Genomic DNA, 13,390 nt, shown 5'->3' with positions numbered 1-13,390 from the left:
CACCAGCGCCCCGTCGCGACCGCGCGCGGCGAGCGTGATCACCACGAGGGCACCCGGAGGCACCTCCGCGAGGCGCACCGAGACGCGCAGCCGCCCGCGCAGGAACCGGACGCGCAGCCGCTCCACCGTCGCGTCCACCCGTGGCACCGGCCGAGCATGGCGGCGACGCGCCTGCTCGAGCACGCGAGCCCAGTCGTGGAGGATGCGCTCGTCGTCGAACCGGCCGGCCGATGCGCGCGCCGCGTCGCGCATCCGTTCGCGCGCCTCGGACGGAAGTGACGCGATGCGGGCGATCGCGGCTGCCGCCGCGTCTCGATCGCCATCGGGCACGAGGGCCCCGTCGACCCCGTCGGTGATCACGTCGGCGGGGCCGTACGGGATGTCGTAGGCCACCGGGATGCACCCGCGCGACATCGCCTCGGCGAGCACGAGCGGCGCTCCCTCCGACGTGCTCGTGAGCAGCGTCCACGAGGCGCCGCCGAAGGCCTCGGCGGCGTCGCGACGGTGACCGGCGAAGGTCACGGCGTCGCCGAGCCCGGTCGCGCTCGCCCTCGATCGCGCGCTCGCGGCATCCGGCCCATCGCCGAAGACGTCGAGCGTGACGGGCATGCCGCGTGTCCGGCACCCGGCGACGATGTCGAGGGCGTGATCGACGCGCTTGCGACGGGTGAGCTGCGCGACGACGACGCCCGCGGCCGGGTCGCGGTCGATGTCGGCGAGCGGCGGACGCCGCGGGGCGTCGATGCCGTTCGGCACGACGAACAGGTTGCCCGGGTCGGACAGCAGCGCCGCGGCATCCGCTCGCTGCCGCTCGGTGAGGAACACGACGCCGTCGAAGCGCTCGAGGTGCGCGAAGACCGGCCGACGTGACGGGCGCAGCACGCCGACGGGACGGGCGGAGCCCTGCAGGTGCGAGTTGTGCACCACGTGGACCGTGGTGACGTTCGGGCGCCGGTACCCGGCCATGAACCGCGCCGCGGTCTTGCTGTCGACGATCGCGAACGCCGGCTCGCCGCCGATGAGGGCGTCGAGCCAGTCGGCGTAGCAGTCCCAGGCGCTCGTCCACTGCCGGGCGGGCGTGCCCGACGCGTCGAACCAGGTGATCAGGCGCCGGGGGCCCGAGTCGCGCACCCGCTCGTCGAGCACGGCGATCGTGCCGTCGGCGCGACGGTGCTCGAGCGCGATCGGTCGTCCGTCCCGCCACGACTCCACGAGCGTCGAACCGTCGGATGCCTCGGCGACCGTCGTGCGGTCCACGCCGACCGCGCTCGGCTCGACGGCGACGGCCGCGGCCTCGACCGTCACGTCCGCCCCGCCGGCCGAGGCCGCTCGCGGGGTCCCGGTGCGGAGGTCCTCGTAGAGGTTCCGGAGCCGCATGCCCGGACGGAGCTCGCCCGAACGCTCGAGCCGTTCCCGCACGGCCGGATAGTCGGGGCGCCCGTCGAGCGTGAGGATGTCGACGGGCCGGCCGGCGATCCGGGCGAACGCGCGCGAGCGGTGCAGCAGGGCCGACGTCATGCCGCCGAACTGGTCGGGGACGGTCCACGTGACGGTCAGCAGCCGGCCGCCGGGAAGCGCACGCCCGGTCCCGGAGTTCGCATCGGCGGCCGTCATTCCTCCAACGCTACCCATCCGCCCTGCCGGAGCGGGACGTTGACGTGAGGCCCCCTGTACCCCGTTCGCTCGGGTTTTCACGCGATGTGGACTATTGACCGTCCACGGGGTCGGGTTCAGACTGGCGAATGGATCGCCTGGGAGCCGACACCCCTACCTCTGCCGTCTCGCGATGGTCCGGCGGTATCGATGCGCAACGAAGCAGATGCAGGGGGAACACATGACCGATCTCAAGCCACGCTCGCACTCCGGTTCCGGTGACGGAGCGGGACCCATCACACCCGACCAGTCCACCCACGCGTTCGCGGGGATCACGGGGCGCAACCAGCTGAACCCGATCTTCGCGCGGGAGGGCGAGGCCACGGACTTCCCGCTGGACCGGCTGCCCGACGCCGAGTCGCTGCCCGAGACGGCGTACCAGATCGTGCACGACGAGGCCATGCTCGACGGCAACGCGCGCCTCAACCTCGCGACCTTCGTCGGCACCTGGATGGACCCGTACGCGTCGAAGCTCTACGCCGAGTCCGCCGACAAGAACATGATCGACAAGGACGAGTACCCGCAGACCGCGGCCATCGAGACGCGCTGCTGGAAGATGATCGCCTCCCTCTGGAATGCGCCAGACCCCGAGAACGCCATCGGCACCTCCACGATCGGCTCATCGGAGGCGTGCATGCTCGGCGGCCTCGCCCTGAAGCGCCGCTGGCAGGTCGCCCGGCGAGCCGCCGGCAAGTCGACCGAGAAGCCGAACCTCATCCTCTCGAGCGCCGTGCAGGTCTGCTGGGAGAAGTTCTGCAACTACTGGGACGTCGAGGCCCGGTACGTGCCGATCAGCGACGAGCACAAGGTGCTCGACGGCCACGACCTCGACAAGTACGTCGACGAGAACACGATCGGCGTCGTCGCGATCATGGGCGTCACCTACACCGGCATGTACGAGCCGGTGAAGCAGATCTCCGAGGCGCTTGACAAGATCCAGGCCGACACCGGGCTCGACGTGAAGATCCACGTCGACGGGGCATCCGGCGGCATGATCGCGCCGTTCCTGCAGCCCGACCTCGAGTGGGACTTCCGGGTCGACCGGGTGGTCTCGATCAGCACGTCGGCCCACAAGTACGGCCTCGTGTACCCCGGTCTCGGCTGGGTGGTCTGGCGCACCGTCGACGACCTGCCCAAGGACCTCGTGTTCGACGTGACGTACCTCGGCGGGCACATGCCGACGTTCGCACTGAACTTCTCGCGCCCTGGCGCCCAGGTGCTGCTGCAGTACTACCTGTTCCTCCGGCTCGGGTGGGACGGCTACCGCAAGGTGCAGCAGGCGTCGCAGGATGTCGCGGTCTACCTGTCGGGCGAGATCGGGAAGATGGACGCCTTCGACCTCTGGAACGACGGCACCGACATCCCCGTCTTCGCCTGGCAGCTCACGCCGGGCCACACCGACAAGTGGAACCTCTACCACCTGTCGGAACGCCTGCGCCTCAAGGGCTGGCTCATCCCCGCCTACCCGATGCCCGACAACATCTCCGACCTCGTGGTGCAGCGCATCGTGGTGCGCAACGGCCTGAGCCGGAATCTCGCCGAGTCGCTCGTGCTCGACATCCAGGAGGCCGTCGCCTACCTCGACGACCTCGACGCACCGATGCCGCACGAGGGCCAAGTGTCCTCCTTCACGCACTGAGGGGCTGAACCATGACTCAGATCAGGGAGCCGGAGAGTACGCCGGCGAGTTCCGCAGCACCGAAGCGGGCCGACGGCACGCCGGCGCCGTCGCCCGAGCACGTCAAGCCGCACCCGTTCGACAAAGTGCCGCACAAGCCGGCGATCGGCTCACCGGGCGTGACGTCGCAGAAGTTCATGTCGCTCATGCAGCTGGCGATCCTGACCGTCGTCGCGGTCGCCTCGCTGCGGAGCCTGCCGGCCATGGCCGGCTACGGGCTCGGGTCGATCACGCTGTTCATCATCCCGGCGATCTTCTTCCTCATCCCGACGGCCCTCGTGGCCGCCGAGCTCGCCACCGGGTGGAAGGGCGGCGTGTTCACGTGGGTGCGTGAGGCGTTCGGCGAACGCTGGGGCTTCCAGGCGATCTGGCTCCAGTGGGTGCAGAACGTCGTCTGGTATCCGACCCAGATCGCGTTCATCGCCGCATCCCTCGCGTTCGTGTTCCTCGATCCGAACCTGGCGAACTCGGGCCTGTACACGGCCATCATCATCCTGGTGCTGTACTGGTTCTCGACGTGGATCACGCTGAAGGGCGGCAACCTCTTCGCCAAGGTGGGTTCGTGGAGCGGCCTGGCGGGCACGATCTTCCCGGGACTGCTGCTGATCATCTTCGGCATCGGCTGGGTCGCGACCGGCCAGACGAGCCAGATCCCGCTCACCGCGTCGTCCATCATCCCGCCGTTCACCGGGATCGCGTCGATCGTGCTCATCGTGTCGAACGTGCTCGCGTACGCCGGCATGGAGGTCAACGCCGTGCACGCGAACGACCTGAAGAGCCCCGGCAAGCAGTACCCCAAGACGGTGCTGCTCGCCTCGATCCTGATCCTCGGCATCTTCATCGTGCCGACGATCGCGATCGGCCTCGTTGTGCCGTCGAGCCAGCTCGGGCTGACCACGGGCATCAACCTCGCGTTCCAGGCGTACTTCGAGGCCTTCGGGGTGCCGTGGCTCACGCCGGTGCTGTCGCTGCTCATCGCCCTGGGCGCCTTCGCCTCGGTCGTCACCTGGATCGCAGGTCCGTCCCGCGGCCTGCTCGCGGCCGCCCGGAGCGGGTACCTGCCGACGTTCCTGCAGCGGCGCAACAAGGCCGGCGTGCAGGTCGGCATCCTCACGGTGCAGGGCATCGTCGTGACACTGCTCGCGTCGCTGTTCATCTTCGTGCCGAACATCAACACGGCGTTCATCCTGCTCGTCGACATGGCCGCGGCGCTCTACCTGATCATGTACATGTTCATGTTCGCTGCCGCCATCCGGCTCCGCTCGAAGCGGCCCGAGGTCGTGCGCAGCTACCGGGTGCCGGCCATGACCGTCATCGCGAGCATCGGCTTCCTCGCGTGCCTCGCGGCGTTCTGCCTCGGCTTCGTCCCGCCCGAGGGCTTCGCCGAAGGCGCGCCCGGATGGGCCTATCCCGCGCTCGTGGGGCTGGTCGTGATCTGTCTCGGTGTGCCGCCGCTGATCTTCTACGCGCTGCGCAAGCCCAAGTGGGACCAGCGCACCGCCGAGGAGAAGGCGACCTTCGACGACGTGCTGGTGAACCCGCCGGCCTCGTCGACGGCAGCGACGGCGACGGATGCCGCGGGCGGGCAGCCCGCGACGACCGGGTAGTCCGACCGGCGACGAACGAGGGGTCGTGGCGCGCGCATCGGCGCCACGGCCCCTGTCGCGTGCGGCGAGAACGCGGGCGCTAGCAGGTTCGGACCGGTCGTGCAATGCTCCCCGTCTCGCTACGGCGGGGCGGCGCCTGGGCATACTGTGGAGGAGCCGAACCCGACCTCCCCCGCGGGCGCCGGCGGAAAGGCCTCACGATGACGGAGACGACGGAGCGACCCGGCCGGTTGCGGCGCTTCCACGAGAGGTTCATCGTCGAGGAGCGCGTCGTCCCGGCATCCGCCAAGCGCAATCTCTACATCGTCGCGATCGTGCTGATCGTCGTCGGACTCGCCGCGTTCCTCTTCATCTTCGACTCGGTTCTCGAGGCCGACGACATCTCGACCGTCGACAAGCCGGTCGAGCATTGGCTCGACGGCACCCACGCCGAGTGGCTCACGACGGTGATGATCGTGCTCGCCACGGTGTTCGGGCCGATCGCGATGCCGATCATCATCCTCGTCACGACGGTGACCTGGGGCATCCTCGCCAAGCACGCGTGGCGGCCGCTGCTGCTCGCTGGTGGCATGCTCCTCGGCGTCATCATCGTGCAGGTGCTCGCGCCGATCATCTCCCGCGAGCGTCCGCCCGTCGGCGACATGATGCTCGAGATCGACCACACCTCCTCGTTCCCGTCTGGTCACGTGATGGGCGTGGCCGACTTCCTCTTCATCACGACCTACCTCGTCTTCTCCCGGCACCGCAGGCCCGTCATCATGGTGCTCGCGTTCATCGGGGCATCCGTCATCGTGCTGTTGACCGCGGCCTGCCGGATCTACCTGGGCTACCACTGGGCGACCGACGCGCTCGCCTCGATCGCGCTGTCGCTCGTGGTGCTCGGCATCGTCATCGCCGTCGACACCTGGCGCACCGTGCGGGTCGGCACCCCGGCCGAGGTGGATGCGTCGGAGGCGGACCAGGAGGAGTGAGCGGCATGGACGAGCACGCGCAGGCGGACACCGACCAGGTCGACCGCGAACCGCACGCGCTCGATCCGGCCTCGACCGCGCCGGCGCCGGTGAAGGTCGCCCGGCTCTGGCCCGTGGTGTCGGGCGGCGCGGCCCTCGCGCTCGTCGTGGTGCTCGCCTTCGTCATCTTCTACCGGGAGCGCGACAAGCCCTTCGGCTTCGAGGTCGAGTACATGTCGGGGCTCGCCGCGAACCGGGCCGACTGGCTGACCACCCCCGCGCTCGTGTTCAACGCGATCGGCGGGGGGCTCCTCTCGACGTTCGCGGTGCCGGCCGTGATCATCGGCGGGCTGCTGCTGTTCCGGAGGCCGTGGGGCGCCGCGTACTACCTCGCGGCCACCATCGCGAGCGCGACCGTGACGCGGGTGATCAAGGTCATGGTGGCCCGGCCTCGTCCCGAGGAGATCCTCGTGCAGCCCGACTTCGGCTCGTTCCCCTCGGGCCACAGCGCCAACGCGGCGGTGACGGCCGCCGCCCTGGGCCTCATCTTCCTGCGCACCTGGGTCTGGGTGACCGGCGCCATCTACACGCTGCTCATGATGCTCAGTCGCACGTACCTCGGTGCCCACTGGATCTCCGACACGATCGGCGGCCTCCTCGTCGGTGCCGGCGTGGCCGTGATCATCTGGGCGCCGTTCGCGAACAAGCTCTACCGAGAACATCGGATGCCGCACCCGCCCATCTGGGTGCGGGCGCGGCACCCGTCCGAGGCGGCATCGGCGGCCGCGGGTGCGCCCGACCGCTCGCCTGAGGACTCGGGGTCGACGGCCGGCTGATCACCGGGTGATCGCGATGCCGATCACCGACTCGGGGCCGTTCAGCCGCGCCGCACCACGAGTGAGCACGCGGCCGAGCCATCCGTACTTGCGCTCGATCGCCGCCTGCGTGCGGCCGATGCCCTCGTCGGTGAGCAGGCGCGCGTGCGCGTCGACCGCGGCCCCGCGGGGCTTCCCCCGGAAGCTGCATGGCGCGATGGTGACGCGCCCGTCGCGGCGGATGCGCTTGACCTTGCCGGTCTTCCGCTCCGTCCACACGAGGAGCTCGCCGTCGGCATCGGCGACCCACACCGGCGTCGACACGGGCGTGCCATCCTTGCGGAACGTCGTGAGCAGCATGTACGTCGCCGCGCCGATGCGGGAGAGCTCGTCGGCCATGCCGCCATCGTAGGCACGCCGATTCGGTCTCGCGGTCGAGAAGTTCGGCGAGCGGCATCCGGCGCCATGGGCGTAGCCTGCTCGACAGGGGGTGCGTGATGACCGACAGAAGCACGAACGCAGGCTGCCTCGCGGGCGGCGGAGCGTTCTACAGTCTCGGGATATTCGGCGCGTGGGTCTACTTCTGGCAGCAGGCCGACGGCTTCTGGGAGTACGTGGGCGCGATCTTCCAGGGGCTCGTCTGGCCGGCGTTCATGGTCTACGACCTGTTCCACGTGCTCGGCACCTGATCGGGGCGTCGATCCCGCGGGCGCGCCGGGTGGGCCATTCACCGACCCGCTGACGACTCAGTTGCGGGCTGCGGCTCGCGCCTCGGGGAATGTCTGGGCCTCGGAGGATGACTCCGGCAGCGAGATCGACCCTGATTCAGAGAACGATGCCGGTATGGTGAACGATTCGGGCTCGACGTACGATCCGCGAGTGGTGGTCGGCCGTGCCCAGTCGGGTTCGCCGACCGGCTCCTCGACCGGCTCGGCTGTGGTCGACGACTCGGCGGGCTCCGCATCGTGCTGGGGCAGGCTGCCGAGACGATCGACCTGCTCGGTCAGGGCGTCGAGCACCGAGCGCAGCTGGATCTGGGCGACCTTGGCGTAGGTGCGCACGTACTCGATCTCTGGAACGCTCGGACCCTCGGTCACGGCTGCGGTCGCCAGCGCCGTGGCCACGTGTCCAGCGCTGCGTTCGGCACGCTCGAGTACCTCGCGGTACTGGTCGCGAGCGGCCAGCACCATGTCGCGTGCGTACTGTTCGGCGTCGGCCACCGCCCGGTCCGCGATCAGCTGCGCCTGCGAGAGCAAGCCGACGGCTCCGGCGGCGATCTCCTGCTCGAGGTCCGCGCCGGTCGCCGCGCTGAGCTTGGCGTTCTCCGCGCGCAGACTCGCCAACTCCTGGCGGCTGCTGTCGAGGGCGGCACGTACCTCGCTCACGGTTGCGGCCAGCTGCTCCAGGAACGCGTCGACCTCGACCCGGTCGTACCCGCCGCCGATGTGCCGGACGCTGAAGTTCACGTCGCCCACCTCGGGGAGGCGGCCCACCGCACCTGCCAGGGCACCCTCGTGCAGGGCGGCGGGCGGAGCTTCGGGAAGGCTGTCCTCGTCGGACCAGGTGGGCGTCATACGGGGGTCCCCACTCGCTCTACGGCAGCCGTCGCCGGCTGCAGGTTCTGGGTGTGGTGATGCGGTGCGTGGCTGTCCTCGTCGAGCGTGGCGAACTGCTCGAAGCGGATGTCGGTCGACGGCATGCCGGCGTCACGCAGACGCGACACCGTGTGCCTGACCATGTCGGGCGATCCGCACACGAGGGCGAGAAGGCCGGGCCGGGCGACCTCGTCGGCGGCGATGTCGCCGACCAGGCCCTTGCGACCGGGAAAGCTCGGGTCTCCGGAGATCACCGGCGTGTACGTGAACCAGGGGCGGGTCGCGAGGTCGCGAAGCAGCTTGTTCTCGTAGAGGTTCCAAGGCACGCGGGCCCCGTGGAACAGGTGCACGTTGGGGGCGACGCCGCTCGCCTGCCAGTGCTGGTCGATGCGCTCGAGGTGCGCTCGGAGCGGCGCCAGGCCGGCGCCGCCGGCGACCATGAGCAGGTCGCGCGCGCGCTCGTGGTCGCCGAGCGTGAGCTCCTGCCCGACCGGCGCGCCCAGGCGCAGCGTCTCGCCGACGGCGAGCAGGCGCACCATCGCGCCGCTCCACTGCCCGCCGGGGACCAGCTGGACGTGGAACTCGAGGGTGCCGTCTGAACGCGGCGCGTTCGCCGGGCTGAGGTAGCGCCAGAGACGGGGTCGCGACGGATTCTCGACGGCCATCGCCTGGCCCGGCTCGAAGGGCAGCGCCGGCTCGGGTCGGACCTGGATGACCGCGATGTCGAGGCTTCGCCGCTCCACCGAGAGCACGTGCCCCGCCCAGGACGCCGGACTCGTCTGCTCGGACTCCTCCGCGGCCTGCACCATGACGGTGGCGATGACGCCGTAGGCCGCGGCCCAGTCGGCGGCGAGCTCCTCGGTCCATCCTTCGCCGAGGAAGTGCTTCAGCGTGGCGAGCAGTGAGACGCCGACCGCGTCGTAGTGCTCCGCGATCACCTCGAATCGCCGGTGGTCCCGGCCGAGCTGCTGGATGAACGCGGTGACCTCGTCGAGCTGGTCGACCCTCGACACGATGCGGCCGAGGGCGCCGACGAGTCGGTCGCGCTGCGTCGCCATCGACACCGGGAACATGCTCCGCAGCTCGGGATGGGTGAGGAAGAGGTGCGAGTAGAAGTAGAGCGGAACGTCGTCGCCGAGGGATTCGGCCGCGGCCCAGGTCTCTTTGAGAGCGGCGGTGTTCACCGAGTCAGGCTCCCGTCGAGGGCACCTCGACGATGTCTGATTCGGTCGCACCGAGCGCGGCGCCCACGCGACCGATGATCTCCGACGGCACGCCGGCCTCGGTCAGCGCCGTTACGAGGTGCTCGACGACGACGGCGAAGTCGTCGGTGGAGATGCCCATGCCCTCGTGCGCCGCGCGCAGTTCACGGCCCGAGTACTCGACCGGGCCGCCCATGACCTGCGAGATGAGGGCCACCTGGTGACGCTTGAGCCGAACCATCTCGACCCCCTCGAAGTAGCCGGCGAGCCGCTCATCGGCCACCACCAGCTCGTAGAACCTGCCGACCACCGCGGTGATCGCCGGCGCCCCTCCGACGGCCTCGTAGTCGCTCCGCTCGAGCACATCCGACTGCTGGTCACCGCTGGGAGTCGTCATTGTCATCCAATCGCTGGGGGGACTTGGCTACCCTTTACTAGCAGACGGAGCAGTCGCACGGCGAATGTTGTAGAAAGCTCAGGATCTCCCCCCGTTCGGGGGGCGACCGAACGCACTCGCATCGGGGCTTCCCTCGCCACCGGGGTGCGGTCGAACATTGGAGCGGATGACGGGAATCGAACCCGCGCTATCAGCTTGGGAAGCTGAAGTTCTACCATTGAACTACATCCGCGTGCGGCATCCGCCCGCCCGTTTCTGCGGGTGACGGTGCAACGGAAGCCATCCTAGCAAGCGTTGCTACGCTGTCAGCGTGCTTCTCTCGGATCGCGACATCAGGGCCGAACTCGACCGCGAGCGCATCGGGCTCGAGCCGTACGAACCGGCGATGATCCAGCCGTCGTCGATCGACGTGCGCCTCGACCGGTACTTCCGGCTGTTCGACAACCACAAGTACCCGTTCATCGATCCGGCGGAGGACCAGCCCGAGCTCACGCACCTCATCGAGGTGCGGCCCGACGAGCCGTTCATCCTGCACCCGGGCGAGTTCGTGCTCGCGTCGACCTACGAGGCCGTCACCCTGCCCGACGACATCGCCGCCCGCCTCGAGGGCAAGAGCTCGCTCGGCCGGCTCGGGCTCCTCACGCACTCCACGGCGGGCTTCATCGACCCCGGGTTCACGGGGCACGTCACCCTCGAGCTCTCGAACGTGGCGACGCTGCCGATCAAGCTCTGGCCAGGCATGAAGATCGGGCAGATGTGCTTCTTCCGGCTGTCGTCGCCGAGCGAGCGGCCCTACGGCTCGGCCGAGTACAGCTCGCGCTACCAGGGGCAGCGCGGACCGACCGCGTCGCGCTCGTTCCAGAACTTCCACCGCACGGATGTCGGCGTGACCGAGGCGGGCTCCGCCGGCCACTGACCCGAGCCGAGCGGATGCCGCGTGCCGGCGTCCGCCCGCCCCCGTGCGCGCCGGCGCCGCCCCATCACATCGAGTGGTCGCAAATCGCCGGCTCGCGCGACCCCGAAGCGGCCGATCGTGACCACTCGAAGCGCGGTCCCGGCGCGGCGTGCGGATCAGTGCGCGGCGACCTGCGGCGGCAGCGCCGCCACGAGCGGGTGGTCGAAGTCGAGCGCGCCGACCTTGGCGGCGCCGCCGGGTGAGCCGACCTCGTCGAAGAACTCGACGTTCGCCTTGTAGTAGTCGGCCCAGACGTCGGGCAGGTCGTCTTCGTAGTAGATCGCCTCGACCGGGCAGACCGGCTCGCACGCACCGCAGTCGACGCACTCGTCGGGGTGGATGTAGAGCGAGCGCTCACCCTCGTAGATGCAGTCGACCGGGCACTCGTCGATGCAGGCGCGGTCCTTGACGTCGACGCACGGCAGCGCGATGACGTAGGTCACGAGCCGACCAGTGCGCCGGCGCGCGAGATCTGCACCTGCTCGTCGCGCGGCACGACCTTCACGCGCTCGCGAACGATGTCGGCGTGCGCGGCATCCGCTGGCTCCCACGCCTCACCGAGGCCGCGCTCGTGCGCGTCGAGCTCGAGCCATCCGGCCCAGGTCGTGAAGCGGATGCCGCGGGCCTCGAGCAGCTCGAACACCTCGCCGCCGTCGGGCCCCGCCGACACGGTCGGCTCGGGCAGCGCGCCCGCCGCGGCATCCGACAGCAGGTTCGTAATCGTCTCGAGGGCGTCGCCCTTCGTGTGCCCGATGAGTCCCACGGGGCCGCGCTTGATCCAGCCGGTCGCGTAGACGCCTGGGATCGGCGCGCCCGCGGCATCCGTCACCCGGCCGCCGTCGTTGGGGATGACCGCGCGATGCTCGTCGAACGGCACGCCCGGCAGCGCCGAGCTCGCGTAGCCGACCGCGCGGTAGACCGCCTGCACGGGCACGTCGACGAACTCGCCGGTGCCCTCGACCGAGCCGTCGCCCACCGGGCGGGTGCGCTCGAAGCGCACGCCCTCGACGCGGTCGGAGCCGAGCACCTTGACGGGGGCGTGCAGGAAGTGCAGGTGCAGGCGACGCGACGCGGTCGGCGCCCAGTCGGCGGGCTTGCGCCAGCCGTTCAGCGTGCGGGTCATGACCTTGACCTGGTTGTTCGAGGCGAGCAGCTGGTCTGCGTGCGGGTCGCCGGCGGCGCGCTCGAAGTCGTCGTCGTAGACGATCACGTCGACGTCGGGCACCTCGCCGAGCTCGCGCAACTCGATGGGCGTGAACTTCACGTGGGTGGGGCCGCGGCGCCCGAAGACGTGCACGTCGGTCACGGGCGACGCCTCGAGGCCCGCGACGACGTTGGCCGGGACATCCGTCGACAGCAGGTCCTTCGGATGCTTCGCCAGCACACGCGCGACGTCGAGGGCGACGTTGCCGTTGCCGATCACGGCGATCTGCTCGGCCTCGAGGGCCCACTCGCGCGGGACGTCGGGGTGACCGTCGTACCAGGCGACCACGTCGGCGGCGCCGTAGGAGCCCGGAAGATCGATGCCCGGGATGTCGAGCGGGGCGTCCTTCAGCGCGCCGGTCGCGAAGACCACGGCGTCGTACCGCTCGCGCAGCTCGTCGACCGTGACGTCGCGGCCGACCTCGACGTTGCCGATGAGCCGGATGGTGCCCGCGTCGAGCATCTCGTGCAGCGAGTTGACGATGCCCTTGATGCGCGGGTGGTCGGGCGCTACGCCGTAGCGGATCAGCCCGTAGGGCGCGGGGAGCGACTCGAACAGGTCGATCGCGACCTCGCCGCCGGCCTCGGTGACCTGGCGGTTGAGGATATTGCCGGCGTAGATGCCGGCGGGGCCGGCGCCGACGATCGCGACGCGGAGATGACGGGGCATGGCAGCAAGGCCTTTCGGTGGGGGACCGGGAGGTCGGTGTGTCGGAGTTCAGTGCGCGGTGCGCGCGGCGGCGTGCTCGCCGATCGCCGCGGGGGCGTAGGGGCTCAACGTCACGACGTCGCCGACGACGACGACCGCGGGCGAGTGGATGCCGCGTCGCGCCGCCTGCAGTGCGATCGAGCCGAGCGTGCCGACCGTGACCCGCTGGCGCGGCCCGTAGCCGTCCTCGATGATCGCGACGGGGCAGTCGGCGCCGCGCTCGCCGCGGGCGAGCGTGATCGCGGAGTTCGCGAGCGTGCCGATGCCCATGAGGAGCACCACGGTGTGGTCGCGTCCGCCGCCGAGCGACTGGATCTGGTCGTGGCCGGTGACGACGGTGAACGTCGTCGCGAGGCCGCGATGGGTGAGCGGGATGCCCGCGATCGCCGGTACCGAGATGGCGCTGGTGATGCCCGGCACGACCTCGACGTCGACGCCGGCGTCTCGGCAGAAGGCGACCTCCTCGCCGCCGCGGCCGAAGATGAACGGGTCGCCGCCCTTGAGCCGCACGACCTGCTTGCCGTCGCGTGCGAGGGTGACCAGCAGCGCGTTGATCGCGTCCTGCGGAACGGCGTGATGACCGGGCAGCTTGCCGACGTCGACGACCTCGGCGCGCAGCTCGACGC

General features: G+C 70.3%; 14 protein-coding genes and 1 tRNA gene. 6 read left to right on the top strand and 9 right to left on the bottom strand.

What is annotated here, in order from left to right; genetic code table 11:
- Positions 1-1,614, bottom strand: a 1,614-nt coding sequence (locus tag AC1DY2_RS06335) for a glycosyltransferase (protein WP_476761647.1), incomplete at its 3' end; no start/stop codon positions are given.
- 220 nt (positions 1,615-1,834) lie between these two features.
- On the opposite strand from AC1DY2_RS06335, the gene gad reads away from it, so the two are divergent.
- The 4 genes from gad (at position 1,835) to AC1DY2_RS06315 (ending at position 6,724) form a co-directional block, all read left to right on the top strand.
- Positions 1,835-3,292, top strand: coding sequence for a glutamate decarboxylase (gene gad, locus AC1DY2_RS06330; RefSeq protein ID WP_476761646.1), 1,458 nt, complete (start codon positions 1,835-1,837; stop codon positions 3,290-3,292).
- A gap of 11 nt (positions 3,293-3,303) precedes the next feature.
- A complete protein-coding gene (gadC, locus tag AC1DY2_RS06325) occupies positions 3,304-4,938 on the top strand; it encodes a glutamate/gamma-aminobutyrate antiporter GadC (RefSeq protein WP_476761645.1) in 1,635 nt (544 codons plus the stop codon).
- A gap of 200 nt (positions 4,939-5,138) precedes the next feature.
- On the top strand, positions 5,139-5,909 hold the full coding sequence (locus AC1DY2_RS06320) for a phosphatase PAP2 family protein (protein ID WP_476761644.1): 771 nt from the start codon (positions 5,139-5,141) through the stop codon (positions 5,907-5,909).
- Between the two features lie 5 nt (positions 5,910-5,914).
- Complete coding sequence (locus AC1DY2_RS06315) at positions 5,915-6,724, top strand: phosphatase PAP2 family protein (protein WP_476761643.1); 810 nt, start codon at positions 5,915-5,917, stop codon at positions 6,722-6,724.
- Here the strand turns inward: AC1DY2_RS06315 and AC1DY2_RS06310 are convergent, their stop codons facing one another.
- Entirely contained in the window at positions 6,725-7,102 is a 378-nt protein-coding gene (locus AC1DY2_RS06310) for a PPOX class F420-dependent oxidoreductase (protein WP_476761642.1), read from the bottom strand.
- A gap of 98 nt (positions 7,103-7,200) precedes the next feature.
- On the opposite strand from AC1DY2_RS06310, the gene AC1DY2_RS06305 reads away from it, so the two are divergent.
- Positions 7,201-7,392 (top strand): hypothetical protein, encoded by a 192-nt coding sequence (locus AC1DY2_RS06305; RefSeq protein WP_476761641.1) that lies wholly within the window; start codon positions 7,201-7,203, stop codon positions 7,390-7,392.
- Between the two features lie 57 nt (positions 7,393-7,449).
- On the opposite strand, the gene AC1DY2_RS06300 is transcribed toward AC1DY2_RS06305, so the two are convergent.
- From AC1DY2_RS06300 to AC1DY2_RS06285, 4 genes are all read right to left on the bottom strand, one after another.
- Positions 7,450-8,277 carry a DivIVA domain-containing protein gene (locus tag AC1DY2_RS06300; RefSeq protein ID WP_476761640.1) on the bottom strand — a complete coding sequence of 276 codons (828 nt, stop codon included), beginning with the start codon at positions 8,275-8,277 and terminating at the stop codon, positions 7,450-7,452.
- Positions 8,274-9,482 (bottom strand): globin domain-containing protein, encoded by a 1,209-nt coding sequence (locus AC1DY2_RS06295; protein WP_476761639.1) that lies wholly within the window; start codon positions 9,480-9,482, stop codon positions 8,274-8,276. The genes AC1DY2_RS06300 and AC1DY2_RS06295 overlap by 4 nt, the downstream gene beginning before the upstream one ends.
- Before the next feature lie 4 nt (positions 9,483-9,486).
- Positions 9,487-9,897 carry a group I truncated hemoglobin gene (locus tag AC1DY2_RS06290; RefSeq protein WP_476761638.1) on the bottom strand — a complete coding sequence of 137 codons (411 nt, stop codon included), beginning with the start codon at positions 9,895-9,897 and terminating at the stop codon, positions 9,487-9,489.
- Between the two features lie 158 nt (positions 9,898-10,055).
- Positions 10,056-10,129 (bottom strand) — tRNA-Gly (locus tag AC1DY2_RS06285).
- Positions 10,130-10,207: 78 nt separating this feature from the next.
- On the opposite strand from AC1DY2_RS06285, the gene dcd reads away from it, so the two are divergent.
- Positions 10,208-10,813 carry a dCTP deaminase gene (dcd, locus tag AC1DY2_RS06280; RefSeq protein ID WP_159602929.1) on the top strand — a complete coding sequence of 202 codons (606 nt, stop codon included), beginning with the start codon at positions 10,208-10,210 and terminating at the stop codon, positions 10,811-10,813.
- Positions 10,814-10,968: 155 nt separating this feature from the next.
- Here the strand turns inward: dcd and fdxA are convergent, their stop codons facing one another.
- The 3 genes from fdxA to cobA form a co-directional block, all read right to left on the bottom strand.
- Positions 10,969-11,295 carry a ferredoxin gene (gene fdxA, locus AC1DY2_RS06275; protein WP_159604961.1) on the bottom strand — a complete coding sequence of 109 codons (327 nt, stop codon included), beginning with the start codon at positions 11,293-11,295 and terminating at the stop codon, positions 10,969-10,971.
- Complete coding sequence (locus AC1DY2_RS06270) at positions 11,292-12,725, bottom strand: FAD-dependent oxidoreductase (protein ID WP_476761637.1); 1,434 nt, start codon at positions 12,723-12,725, stop codon at positions 11,292-11,294. Before AC1DY2_RS06270 ends, fdxA begins: the two co-directional genes overlap by 4 nt.
- Before the next feature lie 48 nt (positions 12,726-12,773).
- Positions 12,774-13,390 (bottom strand): uroporphyrinogen-III C-methyltransferase (cobA, locus tag AC1DY2_RS06265; protein WP_476761636.1); only part of this gene is annotated, 617 nt, incomplete at its 5' end.

This window comes from Agromyces sp. P1_H4 (assembly GCF_056405255.1).
Note: the sequence above shows the minus strand (reverse complement) of the source record. Positions and strands in the feature narration are given on the sequence as shown.

Excerpts from the sequence above, each read along its gene's own strand:
- AC1DY2_RS06305 (WP_476761641.1), top strand. The coding sequence starts at position 7,201 with ATGACCGACAGAAGCACGAACGCAGGCTGCCTCGCGGGCGGCGGAGCG.
- AC1DY2_RS06270 (WP_476761637.1), bottom strand. The coding sequence starts at position 12,725 with ATGCCCCGTCATCTCCGCGTCGCGATCGTCGGCGCCGGCCCCGCCGGC.
- AC1DY2_RS06300 (WP_476761640.1), bottom strand. The coding sequence starts at position 8,277 with ATGACGCCCACCTGGTCCGACGAGGACAGCCTTCCCGAAGCTCCGCCC.
- gadC (WP_476761645.1), top strand. The coding sequence starts at position 3,304 with ATGACTCAGATCAGGGAGCCGGAGAGTACGCCGGCGAGTTCCGCAGCA.
- AC1DY2_RS06310 (WP_476761642.1), bottom strand. The coding sequence starts at position 7,102 with ATGGCCGACGAGCTCTCCCGCATCGGCGCGGCGACGTACATGCTGCTC.
- AC1DY2_RS06290 (WP_476761638.1), bottom strand. The coding sequence starts at position 9,897 with ATGACGACTCCCAGCGGTGACCAGCAGTCGGATGTGCTCGAGCGGAGC.
- gad (WP_476761646.1), top strand. The coding sequence starts at position 1,835 with ATGACCGATCTCAAGCCACGCTCGCACTCCGGTTCCGGTGACGGAGCG.
- AC1DY2_RS06315 (WP_476761643.1), top strand. The coding sequence starts at position 5,915 with ATGGACGAGCACGCGCAGGCGGACACCGACCAGGTCGACCGCGAACCG.
- AC1DY2_RS06320 (WP_476761644.1), top strand. The coding sequence starts at position 5,139 with ATGACGGAGACGACGGAGCGACCCGGCCGGTTGCGGCGCTTCCACGAG.